Origin of the sequence: Streptococcus sp. FDAARGOS_192 (assembly GCF_002073815.2) — a bacterium.
Classification (GTDB): Bacteria; Bacillota; Bacilli; order Lactobacillales; family Streptococcaceae; genus Streptococcus; species Streptococcus salivarius_H.
In genome coordinates this window covers 1,658,231-1,682,823 of record NZ_CP020431.2, presented here as the reverse complement: position 1 = coordinate 1,682,823, position 24,593 = coordinate 1,658,231, and the positions used below count along the sequence as shown (strand labels likewise).

Here is a 24,593-nt window from a genome sequence, read left to right as displayed (position 1 = left end):
ATATGTAAAGTAGACTATACTATAAATGTAAAGTTAACTTAACAAATAAAAGTAAGGAGTTTAACTATTTGAGAATAAACGATAAGGTTGAGGTACTACATGGAAACAAAAATTCAGGAACTTCGCAAGGCTAATAAGATTAGTCAGGCAGAGTTAGCAGATGAAATGGGGGTCACGAGACAGACCATCATTTCACTCGAAAAAGGTCGCTATAATGCGTCGTTGGAACTGGCTTTTAAAATTGCTAGATATTTTGGAAAGACTATTGAAGAAGTCTTTATTTTTGAGGAAGATTAAGGAGAAAAGATATGTTTAAACAAGTCATGAAGAAAATTGGTGTTATTGTTTTAGCGCTCACTCTACTAATCTTAGATTTAACACTATTAGGTGCTTTCCCGCTACTTACTCAGGATGGTAAGTTTTCACTTGTGGAGCAAATAGGTTACGGTATTTGGGCATTAGGGAGTTTGGCTATTTTTATCGTGATTGCTTATAGATTTAAACTCTTATCGCTTAAAGAGATTAATTGGAGACGTCTCGTTGCGATTGCTTCTCTCAATCTCGTCATCTTTTTCCTAGGTGATCTTCTAGGGTATTTTATTGGTCAGTTAACACACAATGCGACTATGGAAAATCAAGATGCTTTAAATGATATCTTTGCCCACGTACCATTCTATCTTCACCTAGTAGTCGCCGGTTTTATTATTCCGATTATGGAAGAAATCATTTTTAGGGGACTCTTAGCCAAGGTGCTCTTTGGAAAATACTTTAAGACGGGTCTTGTTATTTCCAGTCTTCTCTTTATGGCTGGTCACTCAGCATTTACGCTTCAGACAATTGTCATCTATGGTATTATGTCAGCTGGTCTTGCGATAACATATTATAAGACTAAGCGTATCGAGTACAGTATGGGTGTTCATATCTTAAACAATAGCATAAGTGTACTACTCAGTCTTTTCGTTTAAGGTGAATAAGTGTTTAAAGTTATCAGTGAAAAAAGTTATATTGCTCTTATAAAGGATAATAAAGGGAGTGTTAAGATATGTTAATAAAAATGTTATTAGGAAAGAGAAAAACAGAGGTCGAGTTTAAGAAATACATTACACGAGTAGCATGTTCTCTTTTTTTCTTGGGTGTTTTGGGTTTGTTTGTTATTCGCTCTAACAGTCTTAGTGATTATGCTCTAGGCTTAGTTTTAGGACTTACCATTGGGGTTTATGTTTTGTCAATCTATTATTTTGCGACGCTTACTCATCCTAAACGTCTTCACCAGATGTATATTGCTGCCTATGATGAGCGAAATAAACAGATTTTAATGGCATCAGCAGTCGCAACTCTGATTCTAGAGTTTTTGCTTATCTTTGCTTTGATTGCTCTATATGCCTTTGTCAATATTCAGTTGCCATATGTTACAGTCTTATCAGTCTTGCTCTATGGCTTAGTATTGGGATTTTCTCTTATTCGTCTCATCCTATCTAAAATAAGATAAGAGCCTATATTATCTTGAAAAATTCACCTCTCGTTCTCTTTTTGTCTTGTCAAATAAGTTTTGTTGTATTATAATAAAGATACAAATAAATGATGAAAAGAGGTGGCTTCTCATGAACAAAGAGTCAATTATCAAACGCTTTCTTTATTTTTTACTAGCTTTCCTAATTTTCTATATTGAACAAATTCCAACTATCTATTTAGGTGTCAAAGATACAAGGCTAGTCTGTCTCTTAGTTTTTGTCTCACTTCTCATAAGCGCGGGAGCTCTTTTCTTAGGAAAACGTCTTGGGCTTTTCGAAGGCTTTAAGACCCTTTCTTCTCTGAAGGCCTGGGGGATGATTGGCTTGACCTACCTAGGTATTTATATCGTTACTAGGATTGGTTCTATGGTCATGATGATGGAAGGTGTTAGTAATAGCACCAATCAGGCAGCCATAGAAAATGCCCATATGAATCCCTTCCTTCTCATAACGTTGACAGTAATTATGGCACCGATTGTGGAAGAGTTGGTTTTTCGAGGGCTCCTCATGGGACGCGTCTTTAATTCAGATTCTATTGTTGGCTTGATTGTTAGTAGCTTACTTTTTGGCCTTGTTCATATGCCGAATAGTATCGGTGTTTGGATTGTATATGCAGGTATGGGGTTTGCCCTTGGGATAGCATATCGTAAATTTCAAAAGTTAGAGTACTGTATCATGGCCCATATCGTTAACAATAGTATTGCAGTTTCAGCGATGTTACTCTTGCAATTGTTGGCACCATATATCAAATAAAGCTCGGAATCTTCCGAGCTTTTTTCTTATAGTTTTTTAGCTTTAGCAATAGTGGTATCAATACTTGAAACCACACTATGGGTGAGGCCTGTACGCTCAAGGTCCATGAGACCGGCGATAGTAGTCCCACCAGGGCTACAGACCTTGTCAATAAGGTCATGTGGACTGTCGCTACCAAGACTGAGATTTTCAGCAGTAGCTAGAACCGTCTGTGTGGCAATGGTCAGAGCGACCTGCTTACTTAGGCCGTTTTTGACACCAGCCTTGGCTAGAGCCTCGATAAAGAGGGCGATGTAGGCAGGGCTAGAACCTGCTAAGGCAGTAAAGGTATCAAAGTCCTTCTCAGCCAATTCAACAGTGGTTCCAAAACTGTCTGTGATTTCCTTGGCAACTGCCAAAAGGTCCTCGGATACCTTATCATTAGTGCAAAGACCAGTAGTGCTTTTGAGAATTTGAGCATTAAGGTTCGGCATGATACGAATAAGAGGAAGGTCTGGACTGGTGAGGGAAGCGAGGCGTTCTAAGGTCACTCCAGCAGCCATACTTATGATAGGTTGATGGAAATTGAGATCGGCTAGTACCTTATCAAACATTTGAGGTTTGATACCAAGGATGACCAGGTCAGCATTATCCAACAATTCCTGATGGGAAGCAGCCGCTTCAACCTCTAGTTCCTCTGCAATCTGGCGTGAACGAGCCAAGGAAGACCCTGAAATAATGATACGATGTGAGCTTGTATTTAGGCCGTTGATAATGGCTGTTGCCATTTTTCCGACACCGATAAAACCTATAATCATGGGTTACTCCTTGTCTTAGTAGTTTTTAATTAAATCTACTGTCGAGCGATCCAACTTCTTAACAATAGCTTGTAAGAAGGCCTGTGCTTCTAGGAAGTCATCCATCGCATAAAGGGTTTGGTGTGAGTGAATGTAGCGGGCACAAACACCGATAGTTGTTGATGGAACACCAGCATTCTGCAAGTGAGCGGCACCAGCATCCGTTCCGCCCGCAGCACAGTAGTATTGGTATTTGATACCAGCTTCTTCAGCAGTAGTTAAAAGGAAATCTTTCATATTGGGCAACATGATGTGACCTGGATCGAAGAAACGAATAAGGGTACCATCGCCTACCTTACCTTGATTACCATAGATATCCCCTGCAGGAGAACAGTCCACTGCAAAGAAAACTTCAGGATCAAATTTAGTGGTAGAGACATGGGCACCACGTAAACCAACTTCTTCTTGAACATTGGCACCAGCAATTAGAATATTGTTGAGTTCTTGATCCTTAACGTTTTCCAAGAGTTCACGAATCATGAGAACACCATAACGGTTATCCCAAGCTTTAGAAATGACATTCTTTTGATTGGCTGTGAGAATTGTTTCTGATTCAGGAATGATGACATCACCTGGAAAAACGCCGTAGGCATTAGCCTCTTCTTGGTTGGCAAAACCAGCATCAAAGACGATATCAGAAACACTAGGAAGACTTGAAGCTCCGCCACTAGCACGTAAGAAATGAGGTGGAACTGAACCTGAGATGACAGGATAGATACGACCGTCACGAGTGTGTAGGGTGAAGCGTTGTGAGCTGACAACAAGTGGGTTCCAACCACCAAGTTCGACGACACGGAAAGTCCCGTCTACCTTGATTTCCTTAATCATAAACCCAACTTCATCCATGTGGGCAGCCACAAGCACCTTAGGGGCATTTTCTGCTTGGCTATGCTTGATACCGAAAATACCACCGAGACCATCTGTTTGGACCTCATCTACAAGTGGGGTGATGTTGTTGCGAAGGTAGTCGCGTACAGGAGCTTCAAAGCCTGAAGTAGCACTGAGTTCGGTTACTTCTTTAATTTTGTCAAATAGGGTAGTCATAAAATCCTCCTTGAGTAGTACTTGCTACTATTTTAGCACGATTCTCAAGAGATAGGTAGCCTCTCCCCATTCGTCTAAAATTATGGTAAAATGTTTCTTATGAAACGTAAAACATTGGCCTTGTTTGCTGGAGGCGTAGGAGCTTTAGGTCTCTTGGCAATGGCAGAGAAGTATAGACAGTCACGTGCAGAAATGAAGAAAGCTGCATTAATCCAAGATATTAGACAAGAATTATCTCACTTGGGGACTATCGCAGTCCTTTATACAAATCCCACTGATAAGGAAAATCCAGGGCTTACAGGAGGTATCGTCTTAGAGGATGGACGTGCCTATAGCTTTGTTTATGCAGAGTATATCTTGACCTATGAGGAGGAGCAGGCATGATTATTCCTAAGAATCTTGAAGAACTGGCAAGCTATGTTGAAAGTGATCAAAAGGTGGTTTTCTTTTTCACTGCTGATTGGTGTCCAGACTGCCAGTTTATCTATCCCGTTATGCCTGAAATTGAAGCCCTCCATCCAGATATGACCTTTGTGCGTGTCAACCGTGATGATTATATGGCTTTGGCGCAAACTTGGAATATTTTTGGTATCCCAAGTTTTGTCGTGACTCAGAAAGGTCAGGAATTGGGACGCTTGGTCAATAAAGCTCGTAAAACCAAAGAAGAAATCAATGCCTTTTTGTCGGAGATTTAAAAGATGAAAATCAATCACTTTCCTAATATCTCTCTTGATATTTCAGAAACTAAAGAAAAGTATCTGACAGAAAAAAATGAGGAGATCATCGAAGAATTATGCCAAATTTTAGTAGAGCATTCCAAAATTGAAAGTGATATCTTCCTAAAACACCAAGAAATAAACACCTACAAAAAGGAAAATAATCTTCCTACACATCAAACTATTCCTGGGGAAATGGAGTTATTTGATGAATTTAAAGAGAAGTTAACTCCTTTAGCTCAAAAACACTTGACTGATAACTGTTATAAAAGAGGTTTTTCAGCTTCTTTTGGTTCTCCAGGCACCTATGATTTTGTGTTAGAGCCCTGTCGAGTTAAGTTTATTATGAAGAGTAAGGCTAAGATGTTTCTCGAATTTTCTTATGGGAATGACTTTTGGTACCATAAACAATTTATCGTAAAATTAACAGAGAGTGACTGGAAAATTGACAAGATTAGTTATCGCTATGGTAGTAATGACGATTCTTGGCATGTCAGTCGATTTTAAAATCTATAAAAGAACTATTGAAGGAGAACCCATGATTTTTGCATACAATAAGGAACAAGTTGGTGACGTTTTGTTGGTTATCTTGGAAGATACTAAGGACATCAAACGTAGCGTAGAACGTAAAGGTAAAGTGGCGCGTGTCACAGCTGATGAAACAGGCAAGACTCTTGCTTGGAATATTTTTGAAGCGTCAAGCCTCATTGATATTGAAGGTAACGGTCAAGTTTTCTTGTCAGACCAAGATGTAGCTGTTTTGAACGAGGAATTGGCTAAAGAGGGCTTTGAAGAGCGTTTGGAAAACACACAAGGTCCAGTCTTTGTGGTTGGACAAATTGATGAAATGGTTGCACATCCAGACAGTGACCACCTTAACATCTGCCAAGTGAACATCGGTGATAAGAAGGTCCAAATCGTTGCAGGAGCACCAAACGCAGCGCTTGGGCTTAAAACTATCGTAGCCCTTCCTGGTGCTATGATGCCTAGTGGTGCCCTTATCTTCCCAGGAAAACTTCGTGGTGAAGATAGTTATGGTATGATGTGTGCCCCACGTGAGTTGGCACTTCCAAATGCCCCACAAAAACGTGGTATTATTGAACTTGATGATTCAGCAGTAGTCGGAGAGGCTTTTGATCCAGCCAAACACTGGAAAGGGTAAATAGTAAAAGGGGCGGTAAGTATATACCGCTTTTTTTTAGGAGAGCTCGTCTTGGTAAATGGTTCAAAATTTCGAGAACCTCTTTATGCTTACCAAGTTCATCATCAAAATATAATAGTATTGCTTTCAATCTCTATTATTTGCCAAAATAACTTTATCCGAGCAACTATCTAAAAAATGTGGCTTCAAGGTTATTAATCAAGTTGTGTTTTATTTATCTGTCAGAGTCAGATTTGGTGATGATTATAAAAGAAAGGAAAGTTCAATGGTTTACAACAAACATAAGGGAGTCCTTGTTTTTATGATTCTCTATACAGTCCTCTTTGTTTTTGACGGTATACGAGTATTTGATGCTCCCTTACCTTCTTCTTTAACGACCTATTTAGTTTATACCATCATGTTTTTGTATGGTTGCTTCTTATTTAAGTCTGAATTGCTCAAAAAGTGGGAAGAGGTCAGAAGTTCTAAAAGAAAATTTTTCTTGGGGGTTTTAAAAGGCTGGCTCTTACTTGTCCTGGTGACCATTTTCTTTGGACTACTATCGGCAATATTGAGGCAGGTTTTGGGACTAAGTGAACAAGGACTAAACGAGGCTAATATACAAAGTACCTTTAAAGAACAACCACTACTGATAGCAGTTTTCGCCTGTATCATTGGACCTTTGGTGGAAGAACTCTTTTTCCGTCAAATTTTATTGCATTGTTTACAGAGACATTTGCCAAGCTGGCTAAGCATTTGTGTGGTAGGATTTGTTTTCGCCTTGACCCATATGCACAGTTTGTCTTTAGCAGAGTGGGTCAGTGCAGTTGGTTACTTAGGTGGCGGAGTAGCCCTTTCAATTATTTATGTGAATGAAAAGGGAAATATTTACTATCCCTTGATGGTTCATGTGCTAGGAAATATTTTATCTTTTATAGTATTGGTCATTGGTAGTATGCAATAAGTGAATTCCAAACTATTTCAGCTTACAAAGAAAAAGGCAAAGGACTCTCGTCTCTCTTCTATCAATAGAAGAACTTCAAAACGGAGTGTTAAAATTATTTTAAGTGGTAACTCTGGGTCAGCAGAGGATGATTTGAGTAAGTAAACTAATGACAAGTTTGTATGGCGATAACTGTTCTTTGAATCGACAGCTCATACCAAGCTTCCTACTTCCTTTGCTAGTAGCTCAGCTCATCTTCAGATGTCTAATATTTAGTGACAAGTACATTTATTGAAGAACTCATCCTGCTTTTCACCCGAATAGATTTTACTTTTTTCTATTTAATTGAAGTCAATAATGTGATATATATATCTTATTTTTATTCTTGCTTTTTCAAAATCTGTCACTTTTTTTACTTCCGCTTACGAATAGATAGGTGGAGGTAAAAAAATGTATAACAAAGTTATTTTAATTGGACGTTTGACGGCGACTCCTGAAATGGTTAAGACTGCTAGCGATAGGTCTTTTACACGTGTTACAGTTGCGGTTAATCGTCGCTATAAGACGCAAAATGGTGAGCGTGAGGCTGACTTTATTACAGTGGTTGTCTGGGGGCGTTTGGCTGAGACCTTAGTATCTTATGCTAGCAAGGGGAGTTTAATTTCTCTTGATGGGGAGCTTCGTACCCGTAAGTACGATAAGGATGGTCAAACCCATTACGTTACTGAAGTGCTTTGTTCCTCTTTCCAACTTCTGGAGAGTCGTGCTCAGCGTGCTGTTAGGGAAAATAATCCTGATAATGACTTGGCTGACCTCGTCTTGGAAGAAGAACTTCCCTTCTAGTTTATCCTTTGACTAGCTATCTAGGTCTCCTATCTTTGAAGCAACCTCTCTAAAAAATCATTATCTTGTTCCATACCTTGTTTTAAAGAATTGTTGGAGATAAAATATTAAACACTTGTTAGACTAATAAACAGTAAAATTAGATAAGACTTAGGATGATAGGTGTTTAATAGTGTAGATAGACTAGAAAAAATAGTTTATGAAGCTCTAAAAGGTTGATATATCAACCTTTTAAATGTTAAGCAAAATATTCAAAAGAATGCATACAATTAACAGTTGTTTCTAATGTATATCATTGTTTTATTACCGATTTTTAAATTAAATGATAGAGGTTTCATGATAAACTATAGGTGGGTAAGGAAAAAGCTATAAAAGTTACTTTTATAGTAGGCATTATTTGTTTGGAAGGAAAGTGTGAAATATCACAACTATAACGCTATCCTTGCAATTGTTTGAGACAGTTGCATTTTTGTTTATCGTTGTGAGGCCTTAGGCCTATATAATGATTTCACAGACAATTGACTATGACACTCCGACTGACATATGAATTAGGATGTTAAGCGGTCGTTGACTTTTCGTCTAGCCTTGGGGGAACACATTGGTGTGATTCCTAAGACTCACCAGACTAATGTGTTTGAAGCTAGGATGATTCGTCTTAGCTTTTTTTGTGTCCTTTAAAATGGAGGTCTTCGGTATTTCTTTTCTTATGCTATAATAGAAGGACTAAGTGAGATATTGTCTCGCAAATCTTGGAACGGGAGTGACACTAATGCTTGACTTTACCCAAGAAGAGAAAGACTTTTTTATGTCTGAAGCTCTTAAGGAGGCCGAAAAATCTCTAGATAAAGCAGAGATTCCAATTGGTTGTGTCATCGTTAAAGATGGCGAAGTCATAGGTCGTGGGCACAATGCACGTGAGGAGCTCAATCAAGCTATCATGCATGCGGAGGTCATGGCTATTCAGGAGGCTAATAGGACTGTGGGCAATTGGCGTTTGTTAGATTGTACCCTCTTTGTAACCATCGAACCCTGTGTCATGTGTAGTGGGGCAATTGGCTTGGCTCGTATTCCTAAAGTTATCTATGGAGCAAGCAATCAAAAGTTTGGTGGTGCGGGTAGCCTTTACGATATCCTAAGAGATGAGCGTCTCAACCATCGCGTAGAAGTAGAGACTGGTGTCATGGAGGAAGAGTGTGCTAAGATTATGCAAGACTTTTTCCGTCAGAGTCGTGAACGTAAAAAAGAAGCCAAACGATTGGCTAAATTGGAAACAAGGCAAGATATGTAAACAAAAGTGCAAGTCCAAAGGGACTTGCACTTTTTAATGGAAGAAGAGTATTTTTGTTTTCCTGAAGGCAGTTTAGGTCACTCTTTCTATGATTTTTTTTCTTTTTCTCTTGTTAAAAGAAAAATAGGCATAAAGAGGATTAGAGTACCAAAAGCGGACTTCAAATTAGTATCAATAATTGGTGTTCCTAATCGTACATGAAAGATAAGGTTGATTAGGAGTATCAAAAGTAGGCTACCGATAATTCCAGCTAAAGCTATTTTTACGAGTAAATAGTTATTCGTTTTAGGTGATTGATTAGCAGTAGTATCATTTGTTTGATTTTTTGTATGTTTCATGAATTATCATCCTCAAAATCTTTGAGATGTCAGCTGAGTTCTGTTAGTTAGTGGGTGAGGTTATAGAAAGACTTACCTGCAGCATAGCTAAGGTCATAAGTCAGTTTTGCAGCAGCAATGCCAACAGAAATAGCGGCCCAAGGAACCACTCCACCTGATACAGCTTCAAGTTCTTGAGTAGTCATGTTTTTACGATTGTTAATGGTCTTAGTCATTGTTCATATGTCCTTTCTTTTATCGCGCAGAGTCCATGTAGCCATTGTAGGCTCCAAGGCATACCATAGTTCCAATAGGTCCTGAAGCTAGGCAGAGCCCTCCAATGGCAAGGTTAGTCTTCCATCCTCCTCCTGTTACTGAGACTAGGTCAGCTGCCTTCATTTCTTTGTTAATCATTGTCATTCTCCTTTTTTATTTTAGGTGAGTTTTTAAATCTCATACCCTCTCACCACGAGTTAAGAGATATGTTAAACATGACTTCTCCTTTAAATAAAGTCAGCCATGTCACTAGCTTTTGGTGCTTTCCTCAAGCTATGGATTTATTATAAGGTGTCGAGAAATAAAAAAGTAGTGACATAAATGTCACCATGGTAAGTCTTATGCTTTATCGAAGTTTAGACTGATCGAAGGAAATAATAGGGACTGATAGGGGATAGATCTAGCTAGTCTTATCTTAAGTTCTCTACTTGCAATCACTTCGATTTATGGTATAATATTTTTCGGAGCAACATCTGTGCGTGAAGCGGGTCAGGGGAGGAATCCAGCAGCCCTAAGCGATTTCAGGTGTGTGCTCTTTTTTTGTGTTAAGGAGGATTTATGGCCAAATTTAGTGTTTTTAAAGATCAAGAGAGTCTTTTTGCTTGTCCTATCTGTCAAGCGCCAATGCATTTGGATTTGTCTAGCTTGGTTTGTCAGAATAGGCATACCTTTAATATCGCCAAGCAGGGCTTTGTTAATTTTTTGAGACAGACTAAGGGAGATAAGCACTATGATATGGCTTCTTTTGAAAAGAGGAGTCAGATTCTTGCAGCAGGCTATTACGATTCTATCCTGGAGGTGATTTCAGAGCGCTTGCGTGACCTTCCTGGACACTCGCACGTTCTAGATGTTGCCTGTGGTGAGGGCTATTATAGCCGTCAGTTGGCTCAAGAGTTTGACAAGGATTTCATGGCCTTTGATTTGTCTAAGGATTCTATCCTTCTTGCGGCTCGTCAAAATCCTCAGAAAAACGTAGCTTGGTTTGTTGGCGATTTGGCTCAATTGCCTTTACGTGAAAACAGTATTGATGTGATTTTAGATATTTTTTCACCAGCTAATTATCAAGAATTTGGACGACTTTTGTCTGATCATGGCTTGATTTTTAAGGTTATTCCTCATGAGGATCATCTTAAAGAGTTTCGCCAATTGTTACCGGAGGCGCAGGCTTATTCGAACCAGGATGTTCTGGAACATTTTCAAGAGTCCTGTGACCTTTTGGAGCGTGTGACGATTGCTAAGACTTGGTCTATGCCATCAGAGCATGTTCAAACATTTGCCGAGATGACACCTCTTTTCTTCCATGCCAATAAGGAGACTTTGGACTTGACTTCAGTGACGCAATTAACCGTTGCGGGAGAACTGCTGATTGGCCGTATTAGAGATGATAAGCAATCCTGGCTCTTTGTCAACTGTAGTGGGTGACGAAAAGCTAACATCTAGAGAGGACCTGATAGGTCTTCTCTTTTTTTATGTTCAGAGTGATTAAGATCCGCTTCCTAAAGTTGATGAAGTTTCTAAAACCAAATCCTAGACGTTTGATGTCTTTGATCAACTTGTTAGTCGCTTCAAGTTTTGCATTTGAATAGTCCGTTTCTAGTGCGTTTTTGATGTATTGCTTGTGTCTAAGAAAAGTCCTAAAGACAGTTTGAAAATAATGATTAACCTTGCTCCTATTTTCCTCTATCAGCTCAAAGAACTCAGCTACTCTCTTCTCCTGAAAATGAAAAAGTAAGATCTGATAAAGTGTATAGTAGTCGGTAAGCTCTTCTGAAAAGTCTAGTGTTTTCCCAACAACTTCATGTGGACTTAAGGTTTGGTGGAATGTCTTTGAATAAAAAGAGTTGAGAGATAACTTACGGCTGTCCTTTTGGAAGAGTCGCCAATGATTTTTCAAGGCTCGATAGGGTAGTGACTTCTTATCGAACTGGTTCATAATCGCAATTCTTGTCTTTAAAAAGGCACGACCAAGGTGCTGGATAATGTGGAAACGATCAAGAACGATTTTAGCGTTTGGAAAAAGTCTTTTGGCAAGTGGAATATAAGCTCCAGACATATCCATCGTGATAAACTGCACCTGTTGGCGAGCTTTTAATGGATACTTTAAAAAGTAGTTTCGTATAGAGGTTTGGCGACGATTATCAAGGATGGTTATGAGTTCGTTTGTCTCATAATTCTGCGCCACAAAAGCCAATTCCCCTTTCTTGAACCCAAACTCATCCCAGGACATAACAGCTGGAAGTTTGTCATAATGTTCTTTGAAAGTGAACTGGTCAAGCTTACGATAGACAGTGGACGTCGACACACGAAGTCTTCTGGCAATATCAGTTAGTGAGACCTTCTCAGTTAGGAGTTGTGCAACCTTTTGTCGGACTAGATTGGAGATTTGGCAGTTTTTCTCAACGATTGATGTCTCAGCTACCGTGACTCGTCTACAACTTTTACACTGAAAGCGACGTTTCTTCAGACGTAGTAGTGTTGGAGTTCCCGTTTGCTCGAGAAGAGGGATTTTAGAAGGCTTTTGAAAGTCATATTTGATCATCTTTCCTTGGCAGTGAGGACATGATGGTGCAGGGTAATCAAGTTTTGCTTGAATCTCTATATGAGTGTCAGTTTCAAAAACAAGTGAAATCTTGATATTTTGGTCTTTAATTCCGATTAATTCTGTGGTATTCTTAATAAGTCTCATAAGTTCTTCCTAATGATGGTTTGGTCGCTTTTCATTATAGTTCTTATGGGACTTTTTGTGTACACTTAAAAAGCTCTATAATCTCTACAGTGGTTTTACCCACTACAGAAATTATAGAGCCGCAATCCTAACAGTCGTTGGGATTTTTTTGATGGGAAAATGTCTCAGTTAGCTTGTTTGGTCTTCCTAAAAGGTGTATGATGAGAGCAATAAGTAAGAAAGTTTCAGTAATGGGTAAAAAGCGATGAAAAGTAGAGCCTATAAGAACTACATTTTTGATTTTTATGGTACCTTGGTTGATATCCTAACCGATGAGAAGGATCCTGTGTTATGGGATAAACTAGGCCAGCTATATCAAGCTTATGGAGCGGCTTATGAAGGTGATGTTCTTAAAAAGGCTTATGCTAAGCGCGTGGATCAGGCCCGTAAGGAGTTAATGGAGCTCAAAGGAGTTGCTTATCCAGAAATTGATTTAGCCCACATTTTTAACCAGCTTTATGTAGATGCTCGGCCTCAGTCTAGTAACTCTAATCAGCCGGACGATTGGGGAAATTTGATAGCCATGGTCTTTCGCGTCTTATCTCGCAAACATTTGACGGCTTATCCTCATACTAAGGAGGTTCTAGCCTTTCTAAAAGAGCAGGGATGTCGGATTTATCTCTTGTCTAATGCTCAAGCAGCCTTTACTAACGCTGAGATTGATCTAATGGCGTTAAGACCTTATTTTGATGCTATTTACTTGTCTTCGGATGCCGGTATCTGTAAGCCCCAACCTGAATTTTTAAAGCAAGTTTTGGATGATCATGGGTTAAACCCGTCTGAGACTGTCATGGTTGGAAATGACTTGACGACTGATATTGCTGTGGCTGAAGCAGTTGGGATCGATGGTATCTTGCTGAATACCTTCCCTTATTCTCGTCGAGAACTGGAGAATTCTCCAATTAAGTCAGACCTAGTGATTACTGATATAGAGGCTCTAAAGACCAATTTTACATAAAAATACACTCTATTTGGCAAAAGCAAAGACAATTATCAGAATTTTTGGTATAATAATTCCTAACTTTATGTGAATGGAGAATCTCATGACTGCACAAAAAATGTCTGCACAAGAAATTATCGCTTTTATCGGTAATGCTGAAAAGAAAACGAATGTTAAAGTAACTTTTGAAGGGGAATTGGCAACTGCTGTTCCAGCTTCTGTCACTAAACTTGGTAACGTTCTTTTCGGAGACTGGAAAGATATTGAACCACTTCTTGCTAACTTGACTGAAAACAAGGACTATGTTGTGGAACAAGATGGCCGTAACTCAGCTGTTCCATTGCTTGATAAACGTCACCTTAATGCACGTATCGAACCAGGCGCTATCATCCGTGACCAAGTAACTATCGAAGACAATGCTGTCGTTATGATGGGTGCTGTAATCAATATCGGTGCTGAAATTGGTGCTGGTACTATGATTGATATGGGTGCTATCCTTGGTGGTCGTGCTACTGTTGGTAAAAACAGCCACATTGGTGCGGGTGCTGTCCTTGCTGGTGTGATTGAACCAGCTTCAGCAGACCCAGTTCGTATCGGTGACAACGTTCTTGTTGGTGCTAATGCTGTTGTTATTGAAGGTGTTCAAGTTGGTAACGGTTCAGTCGTTGCTGCTGGAGCTATCGTTACTCAAGATGTTCCTGAAAATGTGGTTGTAGCTGGTGTTCCAGCTCGTATCATCAAGGAAATCGATGAAAAAACACAACAAAAAACAGCACTTGAAGACGCTTTGCGTAACTTGTAACATATTGATAGTAGAGGCCTGTAGGGCCTCTATTTCTAGATTCTCTATAAAATAAGACAAATAAAAAGGATAAAAACATGACACTTGATTTAATTAAAATCAGACGAGACCTTCACCAAATTCCTGAAATTGGTTTGGAAGAATTTAAAACTCAGGCTTATCTCTTAGAGCGTATTGCTGAAATGACTGAAGGTAAGGATTTTGTGGAGCAACGTACTTGGCGTACAGGAATTCTTGTCTATCTTCACGGGCATGCTCCTGAAAAAACTATTGGTTGGCGTACAGATATTGATGGTCTCCCAATCGTAGAGGAAACCGGTCTTGACTTCAAGTCTACTCATGAAGGTCGTATGCATGCTTGTGGACACGATATGCACATGACCACAGCACTTGGTCTTTTGGACCAGATGCTTCAAGTACAGCCTAAAAATAACATGCTCTTCCTCTTCCAACCAGCCGAAGAAAATGAAGCTGGTGGTATGCTTATATATGAAGATGGTGCCTTTGGAGATTGGTTGCCAGATGAGTTTTATGGTCTCCACGTCCGTCCAGATTTCAAGGTAGGTGATATTGCGACTAACACAAGCACCCTTTTTGCTGGGACTTGTGAAGTCCTCGTTACTTTCAAGGGGAAAGGTGGACATGCGGCCTTTCCACATGAGGCCAATGATGCCCTTGTAGCAGCTTCTTACTTTATTACTCAGGTGCAAACGATTGTCAGTCGTAATGTTGACCCTATCCAGGGTGGGGTAGTTACCTTTGGTTCTTTCCATGCAGGAACTACTAACAATGTTATCGCTGAAACTGCAGAGGTTTATGGAACTATTCGTACCCTTACTCAGGAAATGAGTCTCCTTATCCAGAAGCGCGTGCGCCAGATTGCAGAGGGTGTAGCAGCTAGCTTTGGTATGGAAGTGGATATCATGTTGAAACAAGGTGGTTATCTTCCTGTGGAAAATAATCCAGCCTTGGCTAAAGAGTTAATGAGCTTCTTTGATGCTAGCCCAGAGGTCAACCTGATTGATTGTCCACCAGCTATGACTGGAGAGGATTTCGGTTATTTGCTTAGTAAGGTTCCTGGTGTCATGTTCTGGTTGGGAATTGACACGCCATATGCACTTCACCATCCTAAGATGAGTCCAAATGAAGATGCTCTCGCTTTTGCAGTGGCTGAAATTGGAAAATTCCTTAAACACAAGGCAGAAGCCTAACCATAGTTGATACAACTAAAAAATCTACCAAGTCTGACTTTTGGTAGCTTTTTTGATATGATAAACCTATGAAAAATGAACTTAGAAAAACAGTCTTGGCTCAGTTAACTTCACAAGAACCTGAGACTAAGGCTAAGATAGATAAACATCTTTTGGAGCAATTGATTGCCTTACCTGCTTATAAAGATGCCCAGGTGATTGCGACTTATTTGTCTTTTCCTCATGAATATGATACCAGTCTTTTAATCAATCAGGCTTTAAAGGATGGTAAACGACTGTTGATTCCTAAAACATATAAACAAGGTCGAATGATTTTTGTGGATTATGATCCAGATAATCTTGTTGCAACCTCTTTTGGCTTGATGGAACCTGCGTCTGATTTGGCTGTGGAAAAATCAGAGATTGATTTGATTCATGTGCCAGGAGTAGTTTTTAATGATGAAGGCTATCGCATTGGTTACGGAGCAGGTTACTATGACCGCTATTTGTCTGATTTTGAAGGGGAGACCGTTAGTACGGTTTATCCTTGCCAGAAACATGATTTTCAACCAGACAACTATGATATACCTGTTAAGGAGGTCGTCACATGCAAATAAATGAGTGGAAGAAATACCCAGCAACCTATCTATTGTTGGGGCTTACGACGCTGACTTTCATCTGTCAATATCTCTTAAATGGCTTTCAAGCGACCTCGCCTTTGAGCCTCTTTAAGATGGGGGCTATGTACGGTGCTTTTGTTCAGTACAGCCCACTGAACCTCTGGCGTCTTGTAACACCAATTTTTGTGCATATAGGTGTTGAGCATTTTCTATTTAATATGCTTGCCCTTTACTTTATGGGGAAAATGGCTGAGCAGATTTTTGGGACTCTACGTTTTCTAGGGCTCTATTTGTTAGCTGGTGTTATGGGAAATGCCTTTACCTTACTTTTTACGCCTAATGTTATTGCGGCTGGTGCTTCGACATCCTTGTTTGGGCTTTTTGCGGCTGTTGTGATTCTTGGCTATTATAGTCATAGTCCTTTACTTAATCAGTTAGGTCGCAATTACTTGGCTTTGATTATCATTAACTTAATTTTCAACCTTTTTACACCTAGTGTTGGGATTACAGGCCATCTCGGTGGTTTAGTTGGTGGTGCTCTTGCAGCTATCTTTTTGGCTAACAAGGTTGAAAGTCGCTTATTTAGTAAAGGTTGGCGTTCTACAGCCCTTTTAACCTACATGTTACTATTGCTGATTCTTCTAGGGTTTACCTATCTTTAAGTCATATGAAAAAACCATCGAATGTCATGTTCGATGGTTTTTATATTAGTCTTTTTTAGCTGCTTTGCCTTCAAGTTTGTGTCCCAAGTCAATGAGGTATTGCTTGAGGTCATCTTTAACTTGAGGATGTTTAAGTGCGTAATCGATAGACGTTTTCATGAATCCGAATTTGTCACCGACATCATAACGGTCTCCAGTAAATTCGCGAGCAAAGACGCGTTGTGTCTTGTTAAGTTTATCGATAGCATCAGTCAATTGGACTTCATTTCCAGCACCTGGTTCTTGAGTTTCCAAAATACCGAAAATTTCAGGTGTTAGAAGGTAACGCCCGATGATAGCAAGATCACTTGGTGCATCCTCTGGATTTGGTTTTTCAACGAAAGTTTCAACGCTATAACGTCCATTTTCACCTTTGCCTTGAGGGGCGATGACACCATAAGAAGAAACTTCTTCGTGAGGTACAGGCATAACTGCAATGGTTGATGCGTGTGTTTCCTCATAATCGTTAATGAGCTGCTTAGTCAAAGGTACTGCTTTGTCATTAGTGATATCCATGAGGTCGTCACCAAGCATGACAACGAATGGCTCATTTCCGACAAATGCTTTGGCTTGAAGAACAGCATCTCCAAGGCCACGTGGGTGGCTTTGGCGGATAAAGTGGAGGTTAATAGCAGTGGTGTCATTAACCAATTTCAACAGGTCTGTCTTACCTTTTTGTTCCAGGTTGTATTCTAACTCGAAGTTTGAATCAAAGTGGTCTTCGATAGAACGTTTTGACTTACCAGTAACCACCAAGATATCTTCGATACCTGATTTGAGGGCTTCTTCAACGATAAATTGGATGGTTGGTTTGTCAACGATTGGCAACATTTCTTTGGCCAAGGCCTTAGTAGCTGGTAAAAAGCGTGTTCCGAGTCCTGCAGCGGGGATGATAGCTTTTCTAACTTTTTGATTCTTCATGAGAACTCCTTAGATTTTTATTTTTTATCCCATTCATTTTCAGAGCGCAATTCATTGGACATCATATTGAGAATAGATTCCTTGATATCAGCACCCTCATAGATAGATTTGTAGATTGCTGTTGTAATTGGCATGTAGACGCCGAGTTCTTGGGCGATTTCGTAGGCAACCTTTGTAGTTGAAATACCCTCGATAACCATTCCCATGTTACGTTCAATGTCTTCTAGCTTTTCTCCACGACCGAGCGCATCCCCAGCACGCCAGTTACGTGAATGGATAGAGGTTCCTGTAACAATAAGGTCACCAACCCCAGATAGACCGCTGTAAGTCAAAGGATCAGCCCCAAGTTTCACACCAAGACGAGTAATTTCCGCAAGTCCACGAGTAATAACGGCTGCCTTGGCATTGTCCCCATAACCCATACCGTGGAGGGCACCAGCACCTACCGCGATAATGTTTTTAAGAGCACCAGCTGTTTCAACACCAATCACATCTGAATTGGTGTAGAGGCGGAAGTAGCTATTGCTGAAAATACCTTGGACATAGCGTGCCGCTTCAAGATCCTTAGATGCTGCTGTAATCAAAGTGATATCGCGAACGATAGTTTCTTCAGCATGGCTTGGACCAGATACGACAACAATCTCACTACGAAGTTCCTTAGGAATCTCTTCTTCAAGGATTGTTGAAAGGCGTTCGTGTGTTCCAGGTTCCAAACCTTTTGAAGCATGCATGACAACAACTTCGTGGTCCAAAAGTTCAGCAACTTGCTTAGCAACTAAGCGAGTAACCTTGGTTGGAACAACAAAGAGAACAGCGTCGACACTATCTAGGGCTTCAGATAGCTCTTTGTAGGCTTTAATGTTTTCATCCAAAACCACATCCTTGAAGTAGCGGGTATTGGTGTGTTTCTCGTTAATTTCATCAATTTGTTCAGGGATGTTTCCCCAAATACGGACCTCGTGTCCGTTGTCGTTGAGTACCTGAGCAAGGGCAGTTCCCCATGAACCAGGGCCCAAGACAGCGATTTTTTGTTTTTTCATCATTAGGTCTCCCTTTAGGTCCTTTCTAACAAAGTAGAAAAAGACTGTATTCTTTCTCATTATAACATAAGAAAAGCATGTTTGTCTTGTACTCTCTGTTAGGAGGGCTGATGGCTATTTATTTTTTCAGCCAATTTTGGGCAATGTAGCCCCCAATGAGAGCAGCCATGAGCGTTCCTCCAATCAGGATTAAGACATGACTGGCTGTAAAGGGAACCATAACTTGATTTACATAATCTTGAGTTTTCCCTTTGGCTAGGAGCTGTGCGATATAAGCTTTGGGCGCAAGCCACATGGTGATAATGGGTGCTAAGTTCCCTAGGGAAAAGATCATATAGGAAAGTAAATTAAGTTTACTATTCTCATAGTTCCCTTTCTTAGCTAGAAAGTCAGCGACAAGGCCAGCCAGAAAGCTAGGAAGAAAGGCTAGAACAAAGTGCCCAGAGGCAAAGAAGAAGAGGGATATAAAGATACCCAGACAGGTAATCGCTCCAAATTGTTTTGTCTTTCTGATAAGCCCCAAGTAGACCCAGCCTGCAAAGATAGCCGCTAAGGCAGGCGTATGATACATATTTTTGACTTTGAAAAAGATTAAATCAATAGCAACTGCAAGGGCTAGGCAAATAAAATAGAGTAGAATAGCTAGGCTGGTTTGTTTGATGAATGTCTTTTGACGCATGTGGTCTCCTAATCAATGTGAGGTGTTTTAGTTTTATTGAGCCAAGAGTATGCCAAACCAATGAAAATACCTCCGCCAATCCAGTTACCGAAGAAAACGACTATCCACTGACGTAGAATATTTGCCAAAGTGAAATTATCCACAGCATCACGCACACCGTTGAAACCGAGCAACATGAAAGAGGCAAAGTTAGCAATCAAGTGTTCGTTAATCAAGAAGACAAACATAAAGATTGCTGATAGAGCAATGAAAATTTTAGCAGATTCTTCTTTGAGGAGCATGTAGCCCAAGATGGCAATATTAACGAACATATTAGCTGTAATACCTTCTGTAAAGTTCATCCAATCTGTTTTTCCAAGCTTGGTTGAGACAGCAGTAACTAAGAAACTCTTGTCAGTCAAATGTTGGAAAGAGAAGGATTGGTTGAAGAACCAGGCCAAGATAAGGGCACCGACAAAATTAAAGAAGGTACAGTAGAGGAGGATGGTACACATCTTGCTCCATTTGATTTTACCATAATAGGCACCACTGGTCAGGAACATCATGTTTGAAGTAGCCAACTCTCCATTGAAAATGAGAACGAAGACCAGTCCGATGGCAAAGATAAAGGCAAAGACAAAACGAGAAAGGGCTGGAATACCTGTAGCGATAACATCAGCACCAATAACTCCTACAGCAGTTGACATAGTAAGATAAGCTCCAGCGAGCATAGAGCGCAAGGCATAGCGCCCCAGACTTTCGTCAAAGAGAGCTTCTTTTTTAGCACAAGCAGCGAATACTTTTTCTTGAAATTGAGACATAGGTTTACCTCTAAAATGTGTGGCTTGGAGCATGGCAAATGCGCAAACTCGAGTGAAAATGAATCTAAGATGACCATGAAAAAAAGTCAGGACAGTTGTCCCAACTTTTCCAAGTCTTAATATGAGGATGCTCCAGATGTTGCATCTGCGGCTGGGGCTGCGTCGCCACCATGACCACCCGCATCTGATGCACCAGATGTGGCGTCGCTACCGCCATGACTAGCTGCAGCTGGTGCAAAAGGACCGCTTCCTCCGACAAGGCGTTGACCAGTTGTTTCGAGATACCAGTCAAGCCATGGTTTAAAGTTAAAGACGATTTCATTGATTCCTGCATAAGAACCATCATCATAGTACATAGCCTGATAGTTATGCGTATTGATAACTCCTTCAGGTGACCCTGGAACAATCGTACGAACGTATTCTTGGTTACCATTACGAAGTGTACCGATAACCCATTCTACATTTTTCATACGAGCTGGTGGAAGTGAGCCGTGAACAGTTGACATACGGCTACCAGATTGAGGTGGCACACGTTTAGCAAACATAGTGTCAGGATCTTGATGGGCGTTATTGTAGTAGAGGAACTGGTTATTATCATCGGCATAGGTCAATTCAAACGGCATAGCCTTGAGGAACATGTCAATTTGATTAACTGTCAAAATACCGTGATCCAATTTCACGTAGGTATCACCTGATACCGCACCAGTGATTTCAGCTACTTTTTCTACCCATTCAGGATCATCAGGGTCAACCTCAGTAACAGTTGTAGCGATTGGGTTGTTACAATCCAAGTCTTCAGGTTCAATTGGTTTTGGTTTTTTCAATTTAGAAACCACTCCTACATATTGGATGAAATTGTCTAAGCATTGTTCAAGGAAGTTAATAGTACCTTCGTTAGTAATGTTCCCCTCAAGGTCAAAGGCTTCTTTAGCCTTTCCAAGCAAGAATTCATTACCTGGAAGTGTATAGGCATTGACACCAGGTGCTTCAAGGATTTTACGCAAATGCACTTGGGCACGAGAAGTCCCTTGGTCGTAGTATGAAGCACCAACAATCATTACAGGCTTGTTTTCAAATGGGTGCACTTCAAATGAGAGCCACTCCAAAACTGACTTAAGTGCTGCAGAGATAGTGTGGTTATGTTCAGGTGTTGCGATGATAACACCGTCAGCGCGTGTAATTTTGTTATTAAGTAAGCGAAGTTGGAAGCTTTCATCCCATTTTTCATCTTGGTTAAACATAGGAACTTCATCAATTTCCAAAACTTCAAGTTCAAATTTTATTTTAAAATGTCTTCTGATAAATTCGAGCAGTTTACGGTTATATGATTGGTCATAATTTGCTCCAACGAGTCCAACAAATTTCATAGTTTCTATTCTCCTGTCCTATAGGCTTTCCCAGTCGAAGTCTTCAGCTTCTTTATGTAGCAACTCTGTAGCATGTGAGAGTTTACCAGTAATTTTGACGTAGAGACGGAAGTCATCGAAAATAGCATCTAGTTTTTTGATGACATCAAGGTCGACTAAGTCACCATTGCCATCAAAAGCTTGTAGAGAATGTGAAAGTAAGAATTCGTCTGGAAGCACATTAGCTTTGATTTCTGGAGCATTCAAGATTTGACGAAGTTGTAACTGTGCACGAGAAGCCCCGAGTGTTCCGTAAGATGCCCCTGTAATCATAACTGGCTTATTCAAAAGAGGGAAAACACCGTATGAAACCCAAGCTAAAGCGTTCATGAGAACGGCAGGAATTGAGTGGTCATACTCAGGTGTTCCAATAATAACACCATCAGCCTCATCGATTTTTTTAACGATTTCAAGGACACTTTCTGGCAATTGCTTGTTAGCGGGTTTGTTAAAGATAGGAAGGTCTTTGATTTCAACAAGTTCGATGTCTGCCTTATCTGCAAAATGTTTCTGAATATATTGCAATAATTGTCTATTAGTTGAACGTTTTGAATTCGTACCAACAAGTCCGATGAATTTCATGACAATTCTCCTTAAAAGTATTATATCTAGTACTATGTTAGCGTTTTCCTAGTTAAAAGTCAATCTTCGTTTAATGAGAAAGTGATTAGACTATTACCTTTGTCATCTTATTTCGAATAGATTATAATAGGATAGATTTAAAAGTCTGAAGCTAGCATGGCTAGTTTATACAAATACTAGTCAATAGATGTATCGAAAGGAAAAAATAATGACAAAAATTCGTGGATTTGAACTCGTATCAACGTATAACAATCAGGAATTGCTTCCAAAACGTGAGACAGCTCATGCTGCAGGTTATGACTTAAAGGTGGCAGAGAACACTGTCATTGCTCCTGGGGAAATTGTTCTCGTCCCAACAGGTGTTAAGGCTTACATGCAACCTGGTGAGGTCCTCTATCTCTATGACCGTTCGTCAAACCCTCGCAAAAAAGGCCTGGTTTTGATCAACTCAGTTGGCGTTATTGACGGCGATTACTATGGAAATCCAGGAAATGAAGGTCACATCTTCGCCCAGATGAAAAATATTACTAATCAGCCCGTGACTCTTGAAGTTGGCGAACGCATCGTTCAAGGTGTCTTTATGCCCTTCTTGATTGTAGATGGAGACGAAGCTGATGGTATTCGTACAGGTGGTTTCGGATCGACTGGACAGTAGAGGGAGCAAAGTGGCAGATTATTTGTTAGTAATCGATATGCAGTCAGATTATGTTACTGTAGGAAAAGCATATCATGAAGAACTGATTGCAGCTGTAAATGACAAAATTGCTAGCTATCCCAGCGACCGAGTTATCTATATTCTCAATCGTTTTTTCTGGGAGAGAAAAGATAGAAAGAAGAAATTTGCGACCGGCTTGCTGCTTGTATCTTCTCGTATCTTTGAGAAGCGTCGGGCTTCTTGCTTTACTAATCCAGATTTAAAAGATTTTTTAGAGGGGAATGGTACTAAAAGCATAGAGTTTATAGGGGTAGATGGCAATGGCTGTGTTAAGGCTTCCGTTTTGGCGGCTATCAAGGAGAACTATCAGGTTTCCGTAGATTTGTCCGCTGTCGGAGTTGCCAACCAGAAGAAATTTCAAAAAACATTGCATAAGTGGCACTCTGCTAGAGTAAGCGTAGAAGGAGAATTATCATAGCTAAGAAAAAATCAACTTTTGTTTGTCGAGAATGTGGCTACAATTCACCCAAATATCTAGGGCGTTGCCCCAACTGTTCTTCTTGGTCCTCTTTTGAGGAAGAAGTTGAGGTGCAGGAGGTGAAAAATGCTCGTGTCAGTTTGACGGGTGAAAAGTCCAAACCTACTAAATTAAAAGAAGTCTCTTCAATTAATTATGCCCGCATAAAGACTGACATGGACGAGTTTAACCGTGTTCTAGGTGGCGGTGTGGTTCCGGGTAGCCTGGTTCTTATTGGAGGAGATCCAGGTATAGGGAAATCGACTCTCCTCTTACAGGTGTCAACACAGTTAGCTAACAAGGGAACTGTCCTCTATGTATCTGGGGAAGAATCTGCCGAGCAAATCAAATTGCGGAGCGAACGTTTAGGTGATATTGATAACGAATTTTATCTTTATGCTGAGACTAATATGCAAGCCGTTCGCAGCCAAGTAGAGGCTATAAAACCCGATTTTCTCATTATCGACTCTATTCAGACCATCATGAGTCCAGAGATTTCTGGCGTTCAAGGTTCTGTATCTCAGGTTCGTGAAGTCACTGCTGAACTTATGCAGATTGCCAAAACCAATAACATCGCCACATTTATTGTTGGGCATGTGACCAAGGAGGGACAGCTGGCTGGACCACGTATGTTGGAACACATGGTGGACACGGTTCTCTATTTTGAGGGGGAACGTCATCACACCTTCCGTATTTTACGAGCAGTCAAAAACCGTTTTGGTTCAACCAATGAGATTGGGATTTTTGAGATGCAGTCTGGTGGTTTGGTAGAAGTGCTAAATCCTAGCCAGGTTTTCTTAGAGGAACGTCTAGACGGAGCCACAGGTTCTGCCATTGTTGTGACAATGGAAGGTAGCAGACCTATCTTAGCTGAAGTTCAAGCCTTGGTGACCCCAACCGTCTTTGGTAATGCTAAGCGGACAACAACGGGACTGGATTTTAACCGCGTCAGCCTCATTATGGCTGTTTTAGAGAGACGTTGTGGCCTTCTTCTCCAAAATCAAGATGCTTATTTAAAATCAGCTGGTGGTGTCAAATTGGACGAGCCGGCTATTGACCTTGCTGTTGCCGTTGCCATTGCTTCTAGTTATAAGGAGCTTCCAACCAATCCACAAGAAGCCTTTATAGGAGAAATTGGCTTGACTGGAGAGATTCGCCGAGTAACTCGCATTGAACAGCGTATTAATGAAGCTGCTAAATTAGGCTTCACTAAGATCTATGCTCCGAAGAATTCTCTTCATGGCATGAAAATTCCAGAAGGTATCCAGGTGGTTGGCGTTACGACAGTGGGAGAAGTACTCAAAAAAGTTTTTTCTTAAGAAGTAACAAAAATCCACTTTTTGGAAA

At 40.3% G+C, this 24,593-nt stretch carries 31 protein-coding genes, 1 other RNA gene and 1 pseudogene; 21 read left to right on the top strand and 12 right to left on the bottom strand.

All coding sequences use genetic code 11. The features are described 5' to 3' along the window. Positions 1-99 precede the first annotated feature (99 nt). The 4 genes from A6J31_RS08640 to A6J31_RS08625 all read left to right on the top strand — a co-directional run bounded on the left by A6J31_RS08640 (position 100) and on the right by A6J31_RS08625 (position 2,264). Positions 100-297, top strand: coding sequence for a helix-turn-helix transcriptional regulator (locus tag A6J31_RS08640; protein ID WP_002885716.1), 198 nt, complete (start codon positions 100-102; stop codon positions 295-297). Between the two features lie 11 nt (positions 298-308). After that, positions 309-965, top strand: coding sequence for a CPBP family intramembrane glutamic endopeptidase (locus tag A6J31_RS08635; protein WP_014632546.1), 657 nt, complete (start codon positions 309-311; stop codon positions 963-965). Positions 966-1,042: 77 nt separating this feature from the next. Next, the gene (locus A6J31_RS08630) at positions 1,043-1,489 is read left to right on the top strand and encodes a CAAX protease (protein ID WP_080610970.1); all 447 of its coding nucleotides are present in this window, start codon (positions 1,043-1,045) and stop codon (positions 1,487-1,489) included. 112 nt (positions 1,490-1,601) lie between these two features. Continuing rightward, on the top strand, positions 1,602-2,264 hold the full coding sequence (locus A6J31_RS08625) for a CPBP family intramembrane glutamic endopeptidase (RefSeq protein WP_080610969.1): 663 nt from the start codon (positions 1,602-1,604) through the stop codon (positions 2,262-2,264). A 26-nt stretch (positions 2,265-2,290) separates the two neighbouring features. On the opposite strand, the gene proC is transcribed toward A6J31_RS08625, so the two are convergent. Next, a complete protein-coding gene (proC, locus tag A6J31_RS08620) occupies positions 2,291-3,061 on the bottom strand; it encodes a pyrroline-5-carboxylate reductase (RefSeq protein WP_013991257.1) in 771 nt (256 codons plus the stop codon). A 15-nt stretch (positions 3,062-3,076) separates the two neighbouring features. Beyond that, a complete protein-coding gene (gene pepA, locus A6J31_RS08615; protein ID WP_080610967.1) occupies positions 3,077-4,144 on the bottom strand; it encodes a glutamyl aminopeptidase in 1,068 nt (355 codons plus the stop codon). A gap of 99 nt (positions 4,145-4,243) precedes the next feature. Between pepA and A6J31_RS08610 the strand changes: the two genes are divergently transcribed. From A6J31_RS08610 to tadA, 7 genes are all read left to right on the top strand, one after another. Beyond that, positions 4,244-4,528, top strand: a complete 285-nt coding sequence (locus tag A6J31_RS08610) for a DUF4651 domain-containing protein (RefSeq protein WP_037598523.1) — start codon at positions 4,244-4,246, stop codon at positions 4,526-4,528. Further along, positions 4,525-4,839, top strand: a complete 315-nt coding sequence (locus A6J31_RS08605) for a thioredoxin family protein (protein WP_002887006.1) — start codon at positions 4,525-4,527, stop codon at positions 4,837-4,839. Before A6J31_RS08610 ends, A6J31_RS08605 begins: the two co-directional genes overlap by 4 nt. A 3-nt stretch (positions 4,840-4,842) precedes the next feature. Continuing rightward, positions 4,843-5,367, top strand: a complete 525-nt coding sequence (locus A6J31_RS08600) for a hypothetical protein (RefSeq protein ID WP_002885713.1) — start codon at positions 4,843-4,845, stop codon at positions 5,365-5,367. Positions 5,368-5,398: 31 nt separating this feature from the next. Then, positions 5,399-6,022: a YtpR family tRNA-binding protein gene (gene ytpR / locus A6J31_RS08595; RefSeq protein WP_002885779.1), complete on the top strand. Its 624-nt coding sequence runs from the start codon at positions 5,399-5,401 to the stop codon at positions 6,020-6,022. 265 nt (positions 6,023-6,287) lie between these two features. Then, positions 6,288-6,965, top strand: a complete 678-nt coding sequence (locus A6J31_RS08590; protein WP_080610966.1) for a CPBP family intramembrane glutamic endopeptidase — start codon at positions 6,288-6,290, stop codon at positions 6,963-6,965. A 429-nt stretch (positions 6,966-7,394) separates the two neighbouring features. Beyond that, the gene (locus A6J31_RS08585; protein ID WP_037601494.1) at positions 7,395-7,787 is read left to right on the top strand and encodes a single-stranded DNA-binding protein; all 393 of its coding nucleotides are present in this window, start codon (positions 7,395-7,397) and stop codon (positions 7,785-7,787) included. Positions 7,788-8,556: 769 nt separating this feature from the next. After that, the gene (gene tadA, locus A6J31_RS08580) at positions 8,557-9,075 is read left to right on the top strand and encodes a tRNA adenosine(34) deaminase TadA (protein WP_014635105.1); all 519 of its coding nucleotides are present in this window, start codon (positions 8,557-8,559) and stop codon (positions 9,073-9,075) included. An 86-nt stretch (positions 9,076-9,161) separates the two neighbouring features. Here tadA and A6J31_RS08575 read toward each other — a convergent pair whose 3' ends face one another. From A6J31_RS08575 to A6J31_RS08565, 3 genes are read right to left on the bottom strand one after another with little or no spacing between them, the layout of a single operon-like run. Further along, complete coding sequence (locus tag A6J31_RS08575; protein WP_014635104.1) at positions 9,162-9,413, bottom strand: hypothetical protein; 252 nt, start codon at positions 9,411-9,413, stop codon at positions 9,162-9,164. A gap of 47 nt (positions 9,414-9,460) precedes the next feature. Beyond that, entirely contained in the window at positions 9,461-9,628 is a 168-nt protein-coding gene (locus A6J31_RS08570) for a class IIb bacteriocin, lactobin A/cerein 7B family (protein WP_002885883.1), read from the bottom strand. Between the two features lie 19 nt (positions 9,629-9,647). Beyond that, the gene (locus A6J31_RS08565) at positions 9,648-9,806 is read right to left on the bottom strand and encodes a class IIb bacteriocin, lactobin A/cerein 7B family (protein WP_080610964.1); all 159 of its coding nucleotides are present in this window, start codon (positions 9,804-9,806) and stop codon (positions 9,648-9,650) included. Positions 9,807-10,126: 320 nt separating this feature from the next. Here A6J31_RS08565 and ffs point away from each other — a divergent pair. Continuing rightward, positions 10,127-10,212: signal recognition particle sRNA small type (gene ffs / locus A6J31_RS08560), an RNA gene on the top strand. A 14-nt stretch (positions 10,213-10,226) separates the two neighbouring features. After that, on the top strand, positions 10,227-11,090 hold the full coding sequence (locus A6J31_RS08555) for a methyltransferase domain-containing protein (protein ID WP_080610962.1): 864 nt from the start codon (positions 10,227-10,229) through the stop codon (positions 11,088-11,090). A gap of 14 nt (positions 11,091-11,104) precedes the next feature. On the opposite strand, the pseudogene A6J31_RS08550 reads toward A6J31_RS08555, so the two are convergent. Then, positions 11,105-12,354 (bottom strand): annotated as a pseudogene (locus A6J31_RS08550) (ISL3 family transposase). 244 nt (positions 12,355-12,598) lie between these two features. On the opposite strand from A6J31_RS08550, the gene A6J31_RS08545 reads away from it, so the two are divergent. The 5 genes from A6J31_RS08545 to A6J31_RS08525 all read left to right on the top strand — a co-directional run bounded on the left by A6J31_RS08545 (position 12,599) and on the right by A6J31_RS08525 (position 16,607). Next, positions 12,599-13,351 (top strand): HAD family hydrolase, encoded by a 753-nt coding sequence (locus A6J31_RS08545; protein WP_003092016.1) that lies wholly within the window; start codon positions 12,599-12,601, stop codon positions 13,349-13,351. A gap of 85 nt (positions 13,352-13,436) precedes the next feature. Next, complete coding sequence (dapD, locus tag A6J31_RS08540) at positions 13,437-14,135, top strand: 2,3,4,5-tetrahydropyridine-2,6-dicarboxylate N-acetyltransferase (protein ID WP_002886999.1); 699 nt, start codon at positions 13,437-13,439, stop codon at positions 14,133-14,135. Between the two features lie 77 nt (positions 14,136-14,212). Continuing rightward, the gene (locus A6J31_RS08535; protein ID WP_021144675.1) at positions 14,213-15,346 is read left to right on the top strand and encodes an N-acetyldiaminopimelate deacetylase; all 1,134 of its coding nucleotides are present in this window, start codon (positions 14,213-14,215) and stop codon (positions 15,344-15,346) included. A gap of 68 nt (positions 15,347-15,414) precedes the next feature. After that, entirely contained in the window at positions 15,415-15,942 is a 528-nt protein-coding gene (locus A6J31_RS08530) for a 5-formyltetrahydrofolate cyclo-ligase (protein ID WP_003092039.1), read from the top strand. Further along, positions 15,933-16,607, top strand: a complete 675-nt coding sequence (locus A6J31_RS08525; RefSeq protein WP_003092058.1) for a rhomboid family intramembrane serine protease — start codon at positions 15,933-15,935, stop codon at positions 16,605-16,607. The genes A6J31_RS08530 and A6J31_RS08525 overlap by 10 nt, the downstream gene beginning before the upstream one ends. 45 nt (positions 16,608-16,652) lie before the next feature. On the opposite strand, the gene galU is transcribed toward A6J31_RS08525, so the two are convergent. The 6 genes from galU to A6J31_RS08495 all read right to left on the bottom strand — a co-directional run bounded on the left by galU (position 16,653) and on the right by A6J31_RS08495 (position 22,074). Continuing rightward, positions 16,653-17,567: a UTP--glucose-1-phosphate uridylyltransferase GalU gene (gene galU, locus A6J31_RS08520; protein ID WP_003091906.1), complete on the bottom strand. Its 915-nt coding sequence runs from the start codon at positions 17,565-17,567 to the stop codon at positions 16,653-16,655. Between the two features lie 17 nt (positions 17,568-17,584). After that, entirely contained in the window at positions 17,585-18,607 is a 1,023-nt protein-coding gene (locus A6J31_RS08515) for an NAD(P)H-dependent glycerol-3-phosphate dehydrogenase (protein ID WP_022496721.1), read from the bottom strand. Positions 18,608-18,725: 118 nt separating this feature from the next. Next, entirely contained in the window at positions 18,726-19,286 is a 561-nt protein-coding gene (locus A6J31_RS08510; RefSeq protein WP_002885657.1) for an MptD family putative ECF transporter S component, read from the bottom strand. An 8-nt stretch (positions 19,287-19,294) separates the two neighbouring features. After that, positions 19,295-20,086, bottom strand: coding sequence for a formate/nitrite transporter family protein (locus A6J31_RS08505; RefSeq protein ID WP_080610961.1), 792 nt, complete (start codon positions 20,084-20,086; stop codon positions 19,295-19,297). Between the two features lie 116 nt (positions 20,087-20,202). Beyond that, on the bottom strand, positions 20,203-21,453 hold the full coding sequence (locus tag A6J31_RS08500; protein ID WP_002885631.1) for an NAD(P)H-dependent oxidoreductase: 1,251 nt from the start codon (positions 21,451-21,453) through the stop codon (positions 20,203-20,205). A gap of 18 nt (positions 21,454-21,471) precedes the next feature. Next, entirely contained in the window at positions 21,472-22,074 is a 603-nt protein-coding gene (locus A6J31_RS08495) for an NADPH-dependent FMN reductase (protein ID WP_080610959.1), read from the bottom strand. 208 nt (positions 22,075-22,282) lie between these two features. Between A6J31_RS08495 and A6J31_RS08490 the strand changes: the two genes are divergently transcribed. The 3 genes from A6J31_RS08490 to radA are packed head-to-tail and all read left to right on the top strand — an operon-like array spanning position 22,283 to position 24,565. Next, positions 22,283-22,729, top strand: coding sequence for a dUTP diphosphatase (locus tag A6J31_RS08490; protein ID WP_048790867.1), 447 nt, complete (start codon positions 22,283-22,285; stop codon positions 22,727-22,729). Positions 22,730-22,739: 10 nt separating this feature from the next. Then, entirely contained in the window at positions 22,740-23,207 is a 468-nt protein-coding gene (locus tag A6J31_RS08485; RefSeq protein WP_048790876.1) for an isochorismatase family cysteine hydrolase, read from the top strand. Then, positions 23,204-24,565, top strand: a complete 1,362-nt coding sequence (gene radA / locus A6J31_RS08480; protein WP_080610958.1) for a DNA repair protein RadA — start codon at positions 23,204-23,206, stop codon at positions 24,563-24,565. Before A6J31_RS08485 ends, radA begins: the two co-directional genes overlap by 4 nt. Positions 24,566-24,593: the final 28 nt, after the last annotated feature.